This window comes from Pseudomonas sp. RP-B7 (genome assembly GCF_059803535.1).
This window is the reverse complement of the sequence record NZ_JAPFHC010000013.1, coordinates 36,528-52,783: the sequence shown is the minus strand read 5'-3', so window position 1 is coordinate 52,783 and position 16,256 is coordinate 36,528. Positions and strand designations below refer to the sequence as shown.

At 61.1% G+C, this 16,256-nt stretch carries 14 protein-coding genes; 8 read left to right on the top strand and 6 right to left on the bottom strand.

Features of this window, described 5'->3' with window-relative positions:
* Positions 1-80: 80 nt before the first annotated feature.
* Both pcaK and pcaR read right to left on the bottom strand, forming a co-directional pair.
* On the bottom strand, positions 81-1,421 hold the full coding sequence (pcaK, locus tag OPU96_RS14175; protein WP_498559261.1) for a 4-hydroxybenzoate transporter PcaK: 1,341 nt from the start codon (positions 1,419-1,421) through the stop codon (positions 81-83).
* Positions 1,422-1,568: 147 nt separating this feature from the next.
* The gene (gene pcaR, locus OPU96_RS14170) at positions 1,569-2,411 is read right to left on the bottom strand and encodes a pca regulon transcriptional regulator PcaR (RefSeq protein ID WP_192299287.1); all 843 of its coding nucleotides are present in this window, start codon (positions 2,409-2,411) and stop codon (positions 1,569-1,571) included.
* Between the two features lie 526 nt (positions 2,412-2,937).
* On the opposite strand from pcaR, the gene OPU96_RS14165 reads away from it, so the two are divergent.
* The gene (locus tag OPU96_RS14165) at positions 2,938-3,138 is read left to right on the top strand and encodes a hypothetical protein (RefSeq protein ID WP_003172389.1); all 201 of its coding nucleotides are present in this window, start codon (positions 2,938-2,940) and stop codon (positions 3,136-3,138) included.
* A 323-nt stretch (positions 3,139-3,461) separates the two neighbouring features.
* Complete coding sequence (locus OPU96_RS14160) at positions 3,462-4,937, top strand: inorganic phosphate transporter (RefSeq protein WP_192299288.1); 1,476 nt, start codon at positions 3,462-3,464, stop codon at positions 4,935-4,937.
* A gap of 163 nt (positions 4,938-5,100) precedes the next feature.
* Here the strand turns inward: OPU96_RS14160 and ccoM are convergent, their stop codons facing one another.
* Together ccoM and OPU96_RS14150 are read right to left on the bottom strand one after the other, a co-directional pair.
* Complete coding sequence (gene ccoM / locus OPU96_RS14155) at positions 5,101-5,217, bottom strand: cytochrome c oxidase subunit CcoM (protein WP_003172387.1); 117 nt, start codon at positions 5,215-5,217, stop codon at positions 5,101-5,103.
* Positions 5,218-5,360: 143 nt separating this feature from the next.
* Positions 5,361-5,522, bottom strand: a complete 162-nt coding sequence (locus tag OPU96_RS14150; protein WP_017844811.1) for a hypothetical protein — start codon at positions 5,520-5,522, stop codon at positions 5,361-5,363.
* 131 nt (positions 5,523-5,653) lie between these two features.
* Between OPU96_RS14150 and OPU96_RS14145 the strand changes: the two genes are divergently transcribed.
* From OPU96_RS14145 to OPU96_RS14135, 3 genes are all read left to right on the top strand, one after another.
* Positions 5,654-6,520, top strand: a complete 867-nt coding sequence (locus tag OPU96_RS14145) for a LysR substrate-binding domain-containing protein (RefSeq protein WP_498559260.1) — start codon at positions 5,654-5,656, stop codon at positions 6,518-6,520.
* Positions 6,521-6,611: 91 nt separating this feature from the next.
* Positions 6,612-7,082: a RidA family protein gene (locus OPU96_RS14140; RefSeq protein ID WP_226457707.1), complete on the top strand. Its 471-nt coding sequence runs from the start codon at positions 6,612-6,614 to the stop codon at positions 7,080-7,082.
* Complete coding sequence (locus OPU96_RS14135) at positions 7,079-8,260, top strand: aminotransferase class V-fold PLP-dependent enzyme (RefSeq protein ID WP_498559259.1); 1,182 nt, start codon at positions 7,079-7,081, stop codon at positions 8,258-8,260. The genes OPU96_RS14140 and OPU96_RS14135 overlap by 4 nt, the downstream gene beginning before the upstream one ends.
* Here the strand turns inward: OPU96_RS14135 and OPU96_RS14130 are convergent.
* Positions 8,257-8,598, bottom strand: coding sequence for a hypothetical protein (locus OPU96_RS14130; protein ID WP_025855310.1), 342 nt, complete (start codon positions 8,596-8,598; stop codon positions 8,257-8,259). The two genes, OPU96_RS14135 and OPU96_RS14130, sit on opposite strands and share 4 nt — an antisense overlap.
* A 220-nt stretch (positions 8,599-8,818) precedes the next feature.
* Here OPU96_RS14130 and rapA point away from each other — a divergent pair, with 220 nt between their 5' ends.
* Positions 8,819-11,665: an RNA polymerase-associated protein RapA gene (gene rapA / locus OPU96_RS14125; RefSeq protein ID WP_192299292.1), complete on the top strand. Its 2,847-nt coding sequence runs from the start codon at positions 8,819-8,821 to the stop codon at positions 11,663-11,665.
* A 150-nt stretch (positions 11,666-11,815) separates the two neighbouring features.
* On the opposite strand, the gene OPU96_RS14120 is transcribed toward rapA, so the two are convergent.
* A complete protein-coding gene (locus OPU96_RS14120; protein ID WP_226457704.1) occupies positions 11,816-13,162 on the bottom strand; it encodes a spinster family MFS transporter in 1,347 nt (448 codons plus the stop codon).
* Positions 13,163-13,411: 249 nt separating this feature from the next.
* Here OPU96_RS14120 and OPU96_RS14115 point away from each other — a divergent pair, with 249 nt between their 5' ends.
* A complete protein-coding gene (locus OPU96_RS14115; protein WP_192299294.1) occupies positions 13,412-13,777 on the top strand; it encodes a YkgJ family cysteine cluster protein in 366 nt (121 codons plus the stop codon).
* A 138-nt stretch (positions 13,778-13,915) separates the two neighbouring features.
* Positions 13,916-16,180 carry a putative bifunctional diguanylate cyclase/phosphodiesterase gene (locus OPU96_RS14110; protein WP_226457702.1) on the top strand — a complete coding sequence of 755 codons (2,265 nt, stop codon included), beginning with the start codon at positions 13,916-13,918 and terminating at the stop codon, positions 16,178-16,180.
* The last annotated feature ends 76 nt before the right edge of the window (positions 16,181-16,256 follow it).

Sequence of the window (16,256 nt, the reverse complement as noted above, 5' to 3'; positions counted from 1 at the left end):
CATGTATTCACTGACCCACCGCATTCGCGAGCGAGCCCGCTCCCACATAAACCCGATCGGCATAGCATCAGCGCCAAGCGCTAGGTCGCATCCGCATGACTGACCATGCCTTTGATCACCACCGCAGCCGTGGCCAGCGCAGCCGGAATCACCAGTGCCGTCAGCACTTGCTCGAAATTCCAGTCCAGCCCCAGCAACGTCGCGCCCATCCACGCGCCGAGGATCGCGCCGAAGCGACCGATGCCGAGCATCCACGACACGCCCGTGGCACGGCCCTGGGTCGGGTAGAAACGTGCGGCCAGCGATGGCATCGCCGATTGCGCACCGTTGACGCACATCCCGGCGATCAACACCAAGGTTGCCAGCAGCGTGATGTTGCCCAGGCTCTGGCCGACCGCGTAGGCAAACACCCCGGCCAACAGGTAGAAAGTGCCGATGACCTTGTGCGGATTGAACCGGTCCATCGCCCACCCCACACCGACCGCACTGAGCACGCCACCAAACTGGAACAGTGCTCCGATAAACGCGGCCTGTTCCATGCTGGCGCCGCTGTCGCGCATCAGGGTCGGCAACCAACTGGTCAGCAGGTACACGATCACCAGGCCCATGAAGTAGGTCAGCCACAACAGCAAGGTGCCGGCGCTGTAGGTGCCGGAGAAGATCACCGCGAAGACGTTGCGCGCCTTGACGGTTTTTTGCTCGGGCACGCTGAACGCAGTGGCTTGGGCGACGATATTCGGTTCGATGGGCGCCAGGGTCTTGCGCACCTTGTCGGTGCCGCGATTGCGCACCACCAGGTAACGCGCCGACTCCGGCAGCCAGAGCATCAGCACCACCACCAGGATCAAGGGCAGAATGCCGCCGATCATCAACAGGGCATGCCAGCCGAACGCCGGGATCAGCTTGGCCGAGATAAACCCGCCACCGGCCATGCCCAGGTTGAAACCGCAGAACATGCTGGTCACCAGCAGCGACTTGTGGCGCTCGGGGGTGTATTCGGAGAGCAGCGTGGTGGCATTCGGCATGCCCGCCCCCAGGCCGAGCCCGGTGAGAAAGCGCAGCACCAGCAACTGGTCGACGTTACTGCTGTAGGCCGACGCCAGGCTGAACGCACCAAACACCAGCACCGCGCCGACCAACACCACTTTGCGCCCGAAGCGGTCGGCCAGCGGGCCCGAGCCGAGGGCGCCGAAGACCATGCCGATCAACGCGGCGCTCATCACCGGGCCGAGGCTGGCGCGGTCGATGCCCCAGTCCTGGGACAAGGCCGGCGCGATAAAGCCCATGGCCGCCGTGTCGAGGCCATCGAGGAAGACAATCAGGAAACACAGGATCACCACACGCCACTGGTAGCGTGACAGCGGCTGGGCGTTGATGAAGGACTGGACGTCCAGGGTAGTACCGACAGAAGGCTGATTCATTATTGTTATTTCCACACCGATGGGCGGGCTGACAACCTTTGGTCGTCATTATTATTGGGGCGCGCCCTAGAGCGCTGCCGCACATTAATAAGCCAGGGGAAACATCGTCAATTGACCGAGCCGGGATCTGTGCGGTCACCGAACACCTTAGGTAAACAGCTGCGCGCTCAGTTCGCGACTGGCGCTGAGCATACTCGGCAGGAAACGCTGCTCCAGCTCGTTGCGGCTGACGCGTCCGGCGTGGGTGCTGACGTTGAGCGCGGCCAACACCTGGCCAGACGCGTCATACACCGGCACGGCGATGGAACGCAGGCCCTGCTCCAGTTCCTGATCGACGATGCACCAGCCTTGCTGACGTACTTGTTGCAGGCAGTCGAGCAAGGCCGTCGGCGTGGTCAGGGTGCGGCTGGTCTTGGTTTGCAGGTCGGCGTGGTCGAGGTAGTCCTGTAAAGAGGCGTCGTCCAGTGCGGCAAGGAGGATGCGGCCCATCGAGGTGCAATACGCCGGCAGGCGCCCGCCTACCGACAGGTCGACCGAGATCAGCCGCTGGGTCGTGGCGGAGCGGGCGATGTAGAGGATGTCATCACCCTCGAGGGTGGCCATGTTGCAGGCTTCGTGGAGTTGCTCGCTCATGCGGTCCAGATAAGGCTGCGCCGACACTGCCAGCGGCGTGGACGATAAGTACGCATGGCCGAGGGTCAGCACTTTGGGCAGCAGCGAATAGGTGCGCCCATCGGTGGTGGCGTAGCCGAGCTTGATCAGCGTGTAGAGGCAACGGCGCACGGCGGCGCGGGGGATTTCGGTGCGGTGGCTGATTTGCGCAATGGTCAGGTGCCGCTTGCGCTCCTGGAACGCCTGCACCACGGCCAGGCCACGGGCCAGGGAGGTCATGAAATCCGGATCGCCGGTAAACGCCTGAATCCGCTTGGCCGGTGAAGCCACGATCGGTGGCGCCACTGATGCGAAAGAGTTGCGCAGTTGATCGTTCATCTCAGGGATCCTTTTTCTTGTTTTCAACCACAAAAGGTTTGGCCTCTATTACAAGCCGCGCGGGTCGCCAGACACAATGTCCGCCCCGTAACGATGGGCGATTATCGAACACATATCCGATTATCGCAATTCACCCCGCCCGGATCATAAAGCTGGGTGGCGCCTCGCAACAGCATGAAGAGGAGATATTTCTTGACGCCAGATTTTCAGCAATTACGCACGCGCTCAAGTAACAGAACGCTCACACAAAGTTGTCGATTTTTAACTTTATGGTGATAGTGTTATTCAAATGCGCCGCTATACTGCAAGCTGTGCAGAGGTCAGCCCGGTTTGATAATCGGGACCAGAGCTCGCCAGGCGGCACACTCAGTGTGTGACGTCGGTCACAAGTACCGGTTTATTGAATGGACTCCAGGCACGACTTTCAAACTTGAAGGGTTCAACTTGGAATTGCCTGAGCACGACTGTCCAATACACCCCTGTACGGCAATTAAACTCAACTCACTTCAATCAGGTATTCAATAAAGTGACAAAAGATGAACTGCGCGCGGAACTTGAGCGCCAGGAACAACGTTACAAGGACGTTTACGGCGGGGAAGTCACCACCTACGCCGCCCAGCCAGAACCTGAACGCAAACCTTGGCGTAAACGCGCCAGCCTGCTTGACCAGGCCTTTGCCCAGGAAATCCAAAAGATTGAACAGGAACTCAAAGCCGAAGAGCCATAAGCACTTCGGCCCGAGCGCCAGGATTTGCCACCTCGGCTGGCTTATTGCCAGCTGAGGGCAGCCACTGCTCTAACAAGCGACCTACAGTCGCAGACGAAATTTCATACAAATGTTTCAGGCATGCCATTTTCATGGCAATTCCCTGCCCTGCAAGCCTTGTGCTTTATAAATCAAAGACTTGTCAAAGCCCCGAAAACCCTGGGATAGGCGCCTTTCCCCCAGGCTTTTTCAATGAAGATTGTTACCGATGAGCAGCTAATGCATCGATTACTGAGGTTTTCTGGCATAATCGCGCCCCCTTACGACCGGGTCAGAAAACCTTCATGATCGATTTATTCAGCGGACTGGATGCTTGGGTTCTAGTGAGCCTGTTGCTCGCCCTGGCCTTTGTCCTCGCCTTCGAGTTCATCAATGGCTTTCATGACACCGCAAACGCGGTGGCCACAGTCATCTATACCAAAGCCATGCCGCCACACCTGGCCGTGTTCTTCTCCGGGGTGTTCAACTTCCTCGGCGTTTTGCTCGGTGGTGTCGGTGTCGCCTACGCCATCGTGCACTTGCTGCCGGTGGAGTTGCTGATCAATGTGAACACCGGCCACGGCTTGGCCATGGTCTTCTCCTTGTTGGCGGCGGCGATCACCTGGAACCTGGGCACCTGGTACTTCGGTATCCCGGCGTCCAGCTCCCACACCCTGATCGGCTCGATCCTCGGTGTCGGCCTGGCCAACGCCCTGATCAACGACATCCCGTTGGCCGATGGTGTGAACTGGCAGAAAGCGATAGATATCGGCGCCTCCCTGGTGTTCTCGCCGATGGCCGGCTTCCTGGTCGCAGCCCTGGTGCTGATCGGCCTGAAGTGGTGGCGCCCGCTGTCGAAGATGCACAAGACGCCGGACCAGCGCCGCAAGCTCGACGACAAAAAGCACCCGCCCTTCTGGAACCGCCTGGTCCTGGTGATCTCCGCCATGGCCGTGAGCTTCGTGCACGGTTCCAACGATGGCCAGAAAGGTATCGGCCTGATCATGCTGGTACTCATCGGTATCGTGCCGGCGCAGTTCGTACTCGACCTGGGCAGCACCACCTACCAGATCGAACGCACCCGCGACGCCACGGTGCATTTGAGCCAGTTCTACCAGCGCAACAGTGCCACCCTTGGCGAGTTCCTGGCCCTGGGCAAAAGCGTGAAGGATGACCTGCCGGGCAAGTTCCAGTGCAACCCGCAGCAGACCGAACCCACTATCAGTGCGCTGATGGAGACATTAAAAGGTGTGTCCGACTACCACTCGTTGACCGCTGATCACCGTATCGAAGTACGTCGCTACCTGCTCTGCCTGGACGATACCGCGAAGAAAGTCGGCAAGCTGCCGGGCCTGGAAGCCCGTGAGAAGGCCGACCTGGACAAGCTGCGCAAAGACCTGACCGCCACCACCGAGTACGCACCGTTCTGGGTGATCCTCGCGGTTGCACTGGCCCTGGGCCTGGGCACCATGGTGGGCTGGAAGCGTGTGGTACTGACCATCGGTGAGAAAATCGGCAAGCAGGGCATGACCTATGCCCAGGGCATGTCGGCACAGATCACCACGGCGAGCATGATTGGCCTGGCCAACATCTTCAGCCTGCCGGTGTCGACCACCCACGTGCTGTCGTCGGGCGTCGCCGGCACCATGGTCGCCAACAAGAGCGGCCTGCAAGGCGGTACGGTCAAGACCATCCTGATGGCGTGGGTATTGACCCTGCCGGCAACCGTGGGCCTGTCGGCCGGGCTGTTCTGGCTGGCGTCCAAGGCGCTGGGCAACTGATAGTCTGCTTGCAATAAAAAAGGTGCGATCCGCGAGGGTCGCACCTTTTTTTATGCCTATAGCCAAGCTCAATAAAAATGTCTTGTTGATTAAATTGCAGGCAAAAAAAAGGGCGACCGAAGTCGCCCAAAATGCCTTGCGTGCTCATGTAACCTGGAAAGCCCTATGGTTTTTTACGCTTGTTCGCGTCTTTCCAGATAAAAATTCCAAACCCTACAAAAAACAACACCATGAGGCTGACGGTCAGCACTCCGGCAAATACCACATTGTCGATAAACATGACCGGCCTCCTGCACTTGCCCTGTTGCGATAGGGCTAAGTTAATCGAGAAGGCGGATTGGAAAATTGACGGGGATCAATGTCGCCCACGACGGGGCGTAAAGAAGGGCAATAACTGACCTGCATCAACAGATGCAGGTTGTTTCAACGCTTTTTCGGTTTGTTCTTTGGTTTTTTCTTAACTTTGCCCAACGGCATCGCTTGTTCGAATGCCTGGCGCACTTCATTCAGGCGTTTGTCATTGAGGTCATGCACACGCTTGGCACGTTCGGCATTCAGGTCAATCAGCTTATCGTCATCACTCATGGCTTGGCTTACGTCGTGGCGGAAATGCCTCAATAATGCGGCCTGCCCCGCCCGACGGCAAATCAGCGGGCGACAAAAGGCAGGTCATCGCCCAAAATCGGCACTTCCCATTAGTACTGGAGCGCACGCGAGTGGCACTGCACAAGGACCTTCCGCCGTTGCTGGCCCTGCGCGCCTTCGAAGCCGTGGCGCGGCACTTGAGCTTTATCAAGGCGGCGCAAGAGCTGTCGGTGACCCAGAGTGCGTTGAGCCATCAAGTACAGAAACTTGAACAGCATCTGGGCAAACCGCTGTTTATCCGACGCACCCGTGCGATCGATCTGACTGCCGACGGCCAACGCTACTACGATGAAATCCGCCCTGCCCTCGATGCAATTGCCACCGCCACCCGCACCCAGCGGGCGACACCCAGCGCCACGGTGTTGCGCATCGGCCTGCTCGCCTCCTTCGCTACCCTGTGGCTGGCGCCGCGCCTGGCCGGGTTTCTCAACCGTTACCCGCATATCCAGGTCGAGCTGCTGCCAGCCATCCAACTGGCCGACGTCGCCGGTGCCGAAGTCGACCTGGCGATCCGCTACGGCAAGGGCGATTGGCCCGACGTGCAGGCCACCCGACTGATGGCGGAAGTGATCTCCCCCGTATGCAGCCCGGCATTCAAGGTCCGTCATGACGGCCCGTTGCTGATGGCTACATCGCACAAACCCTTCGAATGGACGGATTGGTCTGCGCATTACCAGGTCGACCTCAGCCGTCACCCCCGCGTGATGCTGCACGACTACAACATCGTGGTCGAAGCCGCCGTGGCCGGCCAAGGCATCGCCATGGGCCGCCATCGCCTTATCGAGCGTCGGCTCCAAGACGGCAGCCTGGTGCAAGCCTTCGACTGGCCGCCCTACCACAGTGACATCGGCTACTGGCTGATCGCCCCCCAAGGCCGCCTCAGCGCAGCGGCCGAGTGTTTCAGCCAGTGGTTGAAGGAAACCTGCAGCGACGCGTGAGTTATTTCGATACGTCGTGTGAGATCTATCCGTTTGTCGCCAATTCGACCGAGCAACATGATCAGTCCTCCCTAACCCTTGAGGATGGATCATGAGCGACTCCCTGCGCCAACGCGTACACACCCTCGGCCTCACGCTGCCAACGCCCAGCCTGCCGGCGGCCAACTACATCAGCCATGTCATCAGCGGCAACCAGCTGTTGATCTCCGGGCAAATTCCCCTGATCGATGGCCAACCTGCCTATGTCGGCCGCCTCGGGGAATCCCTCAGCGATGAAGAAGGCGCCCACGCCGCAGAACTGGCGGCGTTGAGCCTGCTCGCGCAATTGGGCGATGCACTGGAGGATGACCTGTCACAGCTGGTTCGTACGCTGCGCCTGGGCGTTTACATCGCCAGCAGCGGCGACTTCCAGCGCCAGAGCCTGGTCGCCAACGGCGCGTCGAACCTGTTGGTCAACGCCCTCGGTGAAAAAGGCCGCCATGTGCGCACCGCCGTGGGTGTCTCCAGCCTGCCCGCCGGTGTGGCGGTGGAGATTGACGCCATTTTCGAGCTACGCCCGTGAGCCCGCTCAACATCCAGGCGCTGCGCGACGCCACCCCCGGCTGCCAGTCCGGCATCGCGCACTTCAATCACGCAGGGGCATCGCTACCGAGCCAGGCCACCCTCGATGCCATCATCGAACAACTGCACCGCGAGGCCCGCGACGGGCCGATGGAGGCTGGCGAGTACGGCGCGCAACTGCTGGATAACGCCCGTCACGCCGCCGGGCAATTGCTCAATGCGCCCACCGCATCCATCGCCTTCGCCGGCAGCGGCTCGGCCGCCTGGAACATGGCGTTCCAGGCCCTGGCCCCATGGCAGCCGGGCGACCGTATCCTGGTGGGGCGTCATGAATGGGGCGGCAACCTGGCGAGCATGCAACTGGCAGTGCAAGCCGGTGCCCGCATAGAAGTCATCCCCTGCGACGCAACCGGCGCGGTCTGTCCGCTGGCGCTGGAAGCAATGATCGATGCCAAGGTCAGGCTGATCGACCTCACCTGGCTGCCCGCCAACGGCGGCCTGATCAACCCCGCCCAGGCCATCGGCGAAGTGGCCAGAAGGCACGGTATCCCTTACTTCATCGATGCCGGCCAAGCCGTCGGCCAAGTGCCGGTGGATGTGCAGGCGCTGCACTGCGACGTGCTCAAGTCGGCCGGGCGCAAACACCTGCGCGGGCCACGCGGCACGGCACTGTTGTATGTGCGACCAGACTTTCTCAAGCAACTGAACCCGGCCCAGCGCGATGTATTTTCTGCACCGTGGACAACCGAAGGGTTCGACTTGCGCAACGACGCCCGTCGCTTTGAAACCAGCGAAGCGTCCTACGCCTTATTGGCGGGATTGGGCAATGCGTTGCAGGAGATCAATCAGTTGGGGATTGCGCGGGTATGGGAAACGGTCTCACAGGTCAGCGAGCGAATCCGCGAAGGGCTGCGTCAGATTCCAGGAATTACCCTGCACGACCTGGGCACCTGCCAATCCGGGCTGATCGCCTTCAACCTCGCCGGCTGGGACGCCTTCGAACTCAAGCGGCAATTGGGCCTCAAGCGCATCAATATCGGCGCCAATGACGTGGCGTACACCCCGCTGGACATGCAGGCGCGCGGCCAGGCCAGCATTGCGCGGGTTTCCGTCAGCCCGCTCAATAACACACACGACGTCGAACGGTTGCTGGTAGCCCTGGAGCAATTGCGCGGCTAAACCTCGACGTCCACCCACAAGCCCTGGCGCGGCGCGTCTTCGATCAGCGGCACCACCGGCACGGTGTTGTCGGCGTTGAGCAGGTCGCCCGGAATGGCCAGGTGCTGCTCCGGATCTTCATCGGCTTCGCGGCGGCGTTTTTGCTGCTCTTGCTGGCGGCGTTGTTCTTCGCGCAGCAGAAAGGTCGACTGCTCGGCATCGCCCTTCTTCAGGTCGATGGTGCTTTCGTTGGAGCCCGCCTGAACTGGCACCACGGGCGGAATATCCGGTTTCTGGCGTACCGGATCGAGTTGTGACGTGACCGGCACAACGCTGACGGGCAGCATGGGTGGCAGCATAAGGTTTGTTCTCCTGATCAACAGGCTGTCGGCGCGCCTGCGGGCGACTTGAGCCTACACTCGCCAAGCTGTGACCCAGTCGACACTCCCAAGTGCCCGCCACCCGTCGATCCGACTTCCGGGCAGCCACTCAAACGGAGTAGTTTTTGTCAGGAGTTCTTTGGCTGAGGGCCGTGTTCCGTTAAGATAGTCGGCTTTTTCACGGCGGGAGTCAGGCAGCATGGCGCAGCAGTATCAACCGGGGCAACGCTGGATTAGTGACAGCGAAGCAGAGCTGGGGTTAGGCACCGTTCTGGCACAGGACGGCCGCTTGTTGACCGTGCTCTATCCGGCCACTGGCGACACCCGCCAGTATGCGCTACGGAATGCGCCCCTCACTCGCGTGCGGTTCTCGCCGGGTGACACCATCACCCATTTCGAAGGCTGGAAAATGACCGTGCAGGAAGTCGACGACGTCGACGGCCTGCTGGTGTACCACGGCCTCAATGGGCAGAACGAGCAGGTCACCCTGCCGGAAACCCAACTCTCCAATTTCATCCAGTTCCGCCTGGCCAGCGACCGTCTGTTCGCCGGGCAGATCGACCCGCTGGCCTGGTTCTCGCTGCGCTACCACACCCTGGAACACACCAGCCGCCAATTGCAGTCTTCGCTGTGGGGCCTGGGTGGCGTGCGTGCGCAACCGATTGCCCACCAATTGCACATCGCCCGTGAAGTCGCCGACCGTATCGCGCCGCGGGTATTGCTGGCCGACGAAGTAGGCCTGGGCAAGACCATCGAAGCCGGCCTGGTGATCCATCGCCAACTGCTGTCGGGCCGCGCCAACCGCGTGCTGATCCTGGTCCCGGAAAACCTGCAACACCAATGGCTGGTGGAAATGCGCCGCCGCTTCAACCTGCAGGTTGCGCTGTTTGACGAAGAACGCTTCATTGAAAGCGATGCCGCCAACCCATTCGAAGACACCCAGCTTGCCCTGGTGGCACTGGAATGGCTGGTGGACGATGAGAAGGCCCAGGACGCGCTGTTCGCCGCCGGCTGGGACCTGCTGGTGGTCGACGAAGCTCACCACCTGGTCTGGCACGAAGAAAAGGCCAGCGCCGAATACGCCCTGGTCGAGCAACTGGCCGAAGTGATTCCTGGCGTGCTGCTGCTGACCGCCACCCCGGAACAATTGGGCCAGGACAGCCACTTCGCCCGCCTGCGCCTGCTGGACCCGAACCGCTTCCACGACCTGGCCGCCTTCCGCGCCGAGAGCGAGAACTATCGCCCGGTGGCCGAAGCCGTGCAGGAACTGATGGACAAGGGCCGCCTGTCGCCAGCCGCCCACAAGACCATCCAGGGTTTCCTCGGTGACGAAGGCGAAGCCCTGCTCACCGCCGTCAACGATGGTGACACCGAAGCCAGCGCACGCCTGGTGCGCGAGTTGCTCGACCGCCACGGCACCGGCCGCGTGCTGTTCCGCAACACCCGCGCCGCCGTGCAGGGTTTCCCGGAGCGCAAGCTGCACGCCTACCCGCTGGCGAACCCGGACGAATACCTCGAATTGCCGCTGGGCGAGCACGCCGAGTTGTACCCGGAAGTCAGCTTCCAGGCGCAACCGGACATTGAGGAAGAAAACCGCTGGTGGCGCTTCGACCCACGGGTCGAATGGCTGATCGACCAGCTGAAAATGCTCAAGCGCACCAAGGTCCTGGTGATCTGCGCCCACGCCGAAACCGCCATGGACCTGGAAGACGCCCTGCGCGTGCGCTCCGGCATTCCGGCCACGGTATTCCACGAGGGCATGAACATCCTCGAGCGTGACCGCGCCGCCGCCTACTTCGCCGATGAAGAGTTCGGCGCCCAGGTGCTGATCTGCTCCGAGATCGGCAGCGAAGGCCGCAACTTCCAGTTCTCCCACCACTTGGTGCTGTTCGACCTGCCGTCTCACCCGGACCTGCTGGAACAGCGGATCGGCCGTCTGGACCGGATCGGCCAGAAACACGTGATCGAACTGCACGTGCCGTACCTGGAGACCAGCCCGCAAGAGCGCCTGTTCCAGTGGTACAACGAGGCGCTGAATGCATTCCTCAACACCTGCCCGACCGGCAACGCCTTGCAGCATCAGTTCGGCCCACGCCTGCTGCCGCTGCTGGAAGCAGCCGACGACGGCGAGTGGCAAGCCCTGATCGACGAAGCCCGCACCGAGCGCGAGCGCCTGGAGCAAGAGCTGCACACCGGTCGCGACCGCTTGCTGGAACTCAACTCCGGCGGTGCCGGGGAAGGCGACGCGCTGGTCGAGGACATCCTGGAGCAAGACGATCAGTTCGCCCTGCCGATCTACATGGAAACCCTGTTCGATGCGTTCGGCATCGACAGCGAAGACCATTCGGAAAACGCCCTGATCCTGAAGCCGAGCGAAAAAATGCTCGACGCCAGCTTCCCCCTCGGCGACGACGAAGGCGTGACCATCACCTACGACCGCAACCAGGCACTGTCACGTGAAGACATGCAGTTCATCACCTGGGAACACCCGATGGTGCAGGGCGGCATGGACTTGGTGCTGTCCGGTTCGATGGGCAACACCGCCGTGGCCCTGATCAAGAACAAGGCGCTGAAACCGGGCACCGTGTTGCTGGAACTGCTCTACGTCAGCGAAGTGGTCGCACCGCGCGCCCTGCAACTGGGCCGCTACCTGCCGCCGGCCGCCTTGCGCTGCTTGCTGGATGCCAATGGCAATGACCTGTCGAGCCGTGTGTCGTTCGTGACGCTCAACGACCAGTTGGAAAGCGTGCCACGGGCCAGCGCCAACAAGTTTATCCAGGCCCAGCGCGACCAGCTGACGCCACGGATCAACGCCGGCGAAGAGAAGATCACCCCGCAGCACGCCGAGCGTGTGGCCGAGGCCAAGCGTCGCCTGGCAGCGGACACCGACGAAGAACTGGCACGCCTGACCGCGTTGCAAGCGGTCAACCCAACCGTGCGTGACAGTGAGTTGGTGGCGTTGCGCAATCAGCGCGAGCAAGGTTTGGCGATGCTGGACAAAGCCGCGCTGCGGTTGGAAGCGATTCGAGTCCTGGTCGCAGGCTAGTAATAAAGAAGGCCCGCGCAATGCGGGCCTTCTTTATATGCCTTGAGGGCCTCATCGCGGGCAAACCCGCTCCCACAGTTGACCGAGTTCCAATGTTGGAATGCAGCCAAATGTGGGAGCTGGCTTGCCTGCGATGAAGTCACCTCGGTCTCAAGCTGTAACCGCCGAAGCCGGCACCTCAATAACCCCCAGCCCCTCCTTCATCTTCTTGGCATCACGCACAAAACACCGCGACGCCTGGAACAGAAACAGCATGGTCAGCAACAGCGCCACCGGGATCAGATACATGGCGTCATGCAACCCCACTGCCTTGTACGCCTCGGTCATCTGCTCCGCCCCCGCCGCATACATCGCCGAATGGGCGAAATGATCGGACAAGCCCCCCACCACGATCGGCCCCATGCCGCCGCCCAGCAAGTACAACCCGGCAAAAAACAGCGCCATCGCCGTGGCCCGCAGACGCGGCTCGACCACGTCTTGAATCGCCGTGTACACGCAGGTGTAGAAGTTATAGGCAAACAGCCAGCCCACACTGAACAACGCCACGAACACCCCGATCTCGATACGCCCGGCGTGCAACGCCCAGGCCGTGGTGACGGTGGAAATGATCAGGCTGAACGCCGCGAACAGCAGGCGGCCGTTGGCAACCCGCTGATGAATCTTGTCGGCCACCCAACCGCCCAGGGTCAGGCCCACCAAGCCGGTCAGGCCGACAATCACGCCCGTGGCGACCGCTGCATCCTGCAATGGCATCAGGAAGTAGCGCTGTAGCATCGGCACCAGGAACGAGTTGCAGGCATAGGTAGCGAAGTTGAAACACAGCCCGGCCAGCACCAGCCAAAGGAACGTCGGCACCGCCAGCACGCGACGGATCGGGCGGTCGACGCGCGCCTGGGAGACTTGCACGGTTTCAGCGGCGCCGCGCTTGGGCTCCTTGATATAGAACATGAACACCGCAAGGATCATCCCCGGCACGGCGGCGATAAAGAACGGCGCGCGCCAGCTGTCGAACGCCTTGACCATCCAACCGATAGTGAAGAAGGCCAACAACAGGCCCAGGGGCAAGCCGAGCATGAAAATGCCCATCGCCCGGGCACGGCGATGGGCAGGAAACAGGTCGCCGATCAGCGAGTTGGCCGCCGGGGCGTAGCTGGCTTCGCCGATACCGATGCCCATGCGCACCAGCAAAAAGCTCCAGAAACTGCCGACCAGGCCATTGACCGCCGTCAGCCCACTCCAGGCGAACAGGCCCCAGCCCATCAATTTGCTGCGCGAACCGGTATCGGCCAGGCGCCCGAGGGGCAGGCCGGCGATGGCATAGACGATGGTGAAGGCGGTACCGATGATGCCGAGCTGGAAGTCGCTCAGGTGCCATTCCATGCGGATCGGCTCGATGATGATCGCGGGAATGGTGCGATCGAAGAAGTTGAACAAATTGGCGAGGAACAGCAGGAACAGAATGCGCCAGGCATTCGCCGCTTGGGTCGAGTTCTGCATGGGTCCGTCTCTTTTATTGTTATGAGAGCTGCGATGCCCGATGCATCCTGCCCGGTCCCTGCAACATAGTGGGGCTGGCAGCGCTTGTCTGTAATGATTCGTAAAGCTGATAGGGCATGATTTCCCCCGGTTTCATGGGACTTTCCCTACGAAAATATATATCTGCTCCCCTCTTCCCAACGGCCATGGCGCAGATAGAATGGCAAGCCTTCCTGTAGTCCCCCTCTTACTTTCTTATCGATGACGCCCATGTCCGAAGCCAGTCCGTGCCTGAGTTGCGGTGCCTGCTGTTCACACTTTCGCGTGTCTTTTTTCTGGGGTGAGTGCGCCTCGTCCGGAGGGACGGTACCCGACGATCTGGTGGTACAGATCAACCCGACCCGCGTGGCGATGATCGGCACCGACCAGAAACCCGTACGCTGCTGCAGCCTTGAAGGTGAAGTGGGCAAGGGCACCAGTTGCTCGATCTACACGCAACGCTCGAGTACCTGCCGCGAATTTGAAGCGTCCTGGCACGAGGGCGTGCACAACGCCGATTGCGATGCAGCCCGCGCCGCCTTCGGCCTGCCGCCCCTGGAAGCGCCCTTCGAGCTGGATCTGCCCATCAGCGCTTAGCATCAAACGCTATGGCCGGCATGCCAAAATCATTCAGAGCAAAGTGCCATTATTCATGGCGAATCCTGCGAGGCTTCTATACTCGACTGCATAGGTCATCGCCGTAGGCAGTGACGAGACTCTATGATGGGGCACGCTATGGAATGGCTTGGTCTGAATTTTTTTACCGAGCTTCCAGCGAACGGGCATTTATTACTCAATTGCAGTCATAACCCCTTCCTGGTGCTACTGGCCTACCTGGTCGCCTGTGCGGCCGGTTTCGGTACGCTCGATATGGCCGAGCGCGTCGGCCACGTCGAAGACCCTACTGCACGTCGCCGCTGGCGCTGGCTCGGTGCCGGTTGCCTGGCCGGTGGTATCTGGTCCACACACTTCATCAGCATGCTGGCCTTCCAGGCGCCCATCGCGATTCACCACGAATTGTTCATGACCTTCATTTCGCTGCTGATCGCCATGATCGCCTCGCTGTTCGCCATGCAAACCCTCAGTCATCCCCGGCTGCGCTTGCACCAGTATCTGCTGGCATCGGTATGGATGGGCCTGGGCATCGCCCTGATGCACTACGTCGGCATATCCGCCATGCGCTCCCAGGCCCAGGCGTACTTCGAGTCAGCACTGTTCATGGCCTCGATTGGCATCGCCATCGGTGCCAGCCTTGCGGCGCTGCTGCTGTCGAGCTACCTGCGCAACGGCGCCGGGGTGTTTCACCAACTGCTCAAATACGCGGCCAGCCTGGTGCTGGGCGCCGGCATCCTCAGCATGCACTTCACCGGCATGGCGGCCATGCGCCTGATCGTGCCCACCGGCGCAGACCTCTCACTGCCGCTGAACAACAACCCCATCCAACTCGGCCTGTCGGTCGCCGTCATCACCTTGCTGGTGATCGGCAGCAGCGTCAGCGCGGCGCTGGCGGACAAGAAGCTGCAACACAAGGAGCGCGACCTGCGCCGAGTCAACGCCCTGCTCAGCGAGTTGGACCAGGCCCGTGCCTCGCTGCAGCAAGTAGCGCATTTTGACGCCCTGACCAGCCTGCTCAACCGGCGCGGCTTCAACCAGATCTTTGCGGAAAAAGTCGCTGAAAAAACCGCATCAAACGGCATGTTGGCGGTTATTTTCCTTGATATCGACCATTTCAAGCGCATCAACGACAGCCTCGGCCACGACGCCGGCGACCAATTGCTCAGCGTCCTCGCCGGGCATATCAAAGGGTCGGTGCGCAGCCATGAAGACGTGGTTGCGCGGTTTGGCGGCGACGAGTTCTGCATCCTGATCAACATCCACCACCGTGACGAAGCGCGGCACATGGCCCAGCGCATCATGCAGAAGATGAAAGACCCGATAGAGTTGGCCGGGCGGCGCATGGTGATGACCACCAGCATCGGCATCAGCCTGTTCCCGGACGATGGACAGACCTGCGAAGAGCTGCTGAAAACCGCTGACCTGGCGCTGTACCAATCCAAAGACAGCGGCCGCAATACCCTGAACTTCTTCAGCTCCAACCTGAAAACCCGCGCCTTTCTCGAACTGCAACTGGAAGAAGAGCTGCGTGGCGCACTGCGGGCCAGAAACCAGCTGGTGTTGTTCTACCAACCGATCTTCGACATGAAACTGGGCAAAGTCTCGCGCCTGGAGGCCTTGGTGCGCTGGCAACACCCGACACACGGCCTGTTGGCTCCGGACCGGTTTATCGGGATCGCCGAAAGCAACGGCCTGATTGCCGAACTGGACCACTGGGTGTTGCGCCAGGCCTGTCACGATCTGAGCCTGTTGTCTGACCGGGGCTACTACGAACTGACCATGGCGGTGAACTGCTCGGCCTTGAACATGGCCCGCGACGAACTGGCCGATGAAATCGAAGACGCACTGCGTTTCGCCGGTGTGGCGGCCCACCGCCTGGAACTGGAAGTCACCGAAAACGCGCTGATGGGCAATATCAGCAGCACCCTGGCGTTGCTGCGCCAGATCCGTGCACTGGGTGTTTCACTGGCCATCGATGATTTCGGCACCGGCTATTCCTCCCTCGCCTACCTTAAACGCCTGCCGCTCAATACCTTGAAGATTGATCGTTCGTTTATCCAGGACATCCCCAAATCCACTGCCGACATCGAGATCGTCCAGGCGATTATCGGCATGGCCCACACCCTGCACCTGCAGGTGGTCACCGAAGGCGTGGAAACCCAGGCGCAGTTCGAGTTGCTGCTCAAGCATGGCTGCGATTTCGTCCAGGGCTACCTGCTCAGCCCGGCGGTGTGCGCCGCCGACATCATCGGCGTGATCCAAGGCATTGAAAGGCACAACCCGCTGCATGCGTTGAGCGCGGCGGGCGCGACGGACATTTGCGCCCCCAAGGCGCCCTCCCCCGGCCGTGCCGGTTCCACCTCGGTGGTGCGGCCAATCCGCTGACGTCGAAACTTTGGCATTTCGCCATCATTTGCTTAAAGAAACCCGACCAACGGCCGATTCATCAGAGTCCGGCTAC

Excerpts from the sequence above, each read along its gene's own strand:
- OPU96_RS14150 (WP_017844811.1), bottom strand. The coding sequence starts at position 5,522 with ATGAGTGATGACGATAAGCTGATTGACCTGAATGCCGAACGTGCCAAG.
- pcaR (WP_192299287.1), bottom strand. The coding sequence starts at position 2,411 with ATGAACGATCAACTGCGCAACTCTTTCGCATCAGTGGCGCCACCGATC.
- pcaK (WP_498559261.1), bottom strand. The coding sequence starts at position 1,421 with ATGAATCAGCCTTCTGTCGGTACTACCCTGGACGTCCAGTCCTTCATC.
- rapA (WP_192299292.1), top strand. The coding sequence starts at position 8,819 with ATGGCGCAGCAGTATCAACCGGGGCAACGCTGGATTAGTGACAGCGAA.
- OPU96_RS14115 (WP_192299294.1), top strand. The coding sequence starts at position 13,412 with ATGTCCGAAGCCAGTCCGTGCCTGAGTTGCGGTGCCTGCTGTTCACAC.
- OPU96_RS14130 (WP_025855310.1), bottom strand. The coding sequence starts at position 8,598 with ATGCTGCCACCCATGCTGCCCGTCAGCGTTGTGCCGGTCACGTCACAA.
- OPU96_RS14140 (WP_226457707.1), top strand. The coding sequence starts at position 6,612 with ATGAGCGACTCCCTGCGCCAACGCGTACACACCCTCGGCCTCACGCTG.
- OPU96_RS14110 (WP_226457702.1), top strand. The coding sequence starts at position 13,916 with ATGGAATGGCTTGGTCTGAATTTTTTTACCGAGCTTCCAGCGAACGGG.
- ccoM (WP_003172387.1), bottom strand. The coding sequence starts at position 5,217 with ATGTTTATCGACAATGTGGTATTTGCCGGAGTGCTGACCGTCAGCCTC.
- OPU96_RS14120 (WP_226457704.1), bottom strand. The coding sequence starts at position 13,162 with ATGCAGAACTCGACCCAAGCGGCGAATGCCTGGCGCATTCTGTTCCTG.
- OPU96_RS14160 (WP_192299288.1), top strand. The coding sequence starts at position 3,462 with ATGATCGATTTATTCAGCGGACTGGATGCTTGGGTTCTAGTGAGCCTG.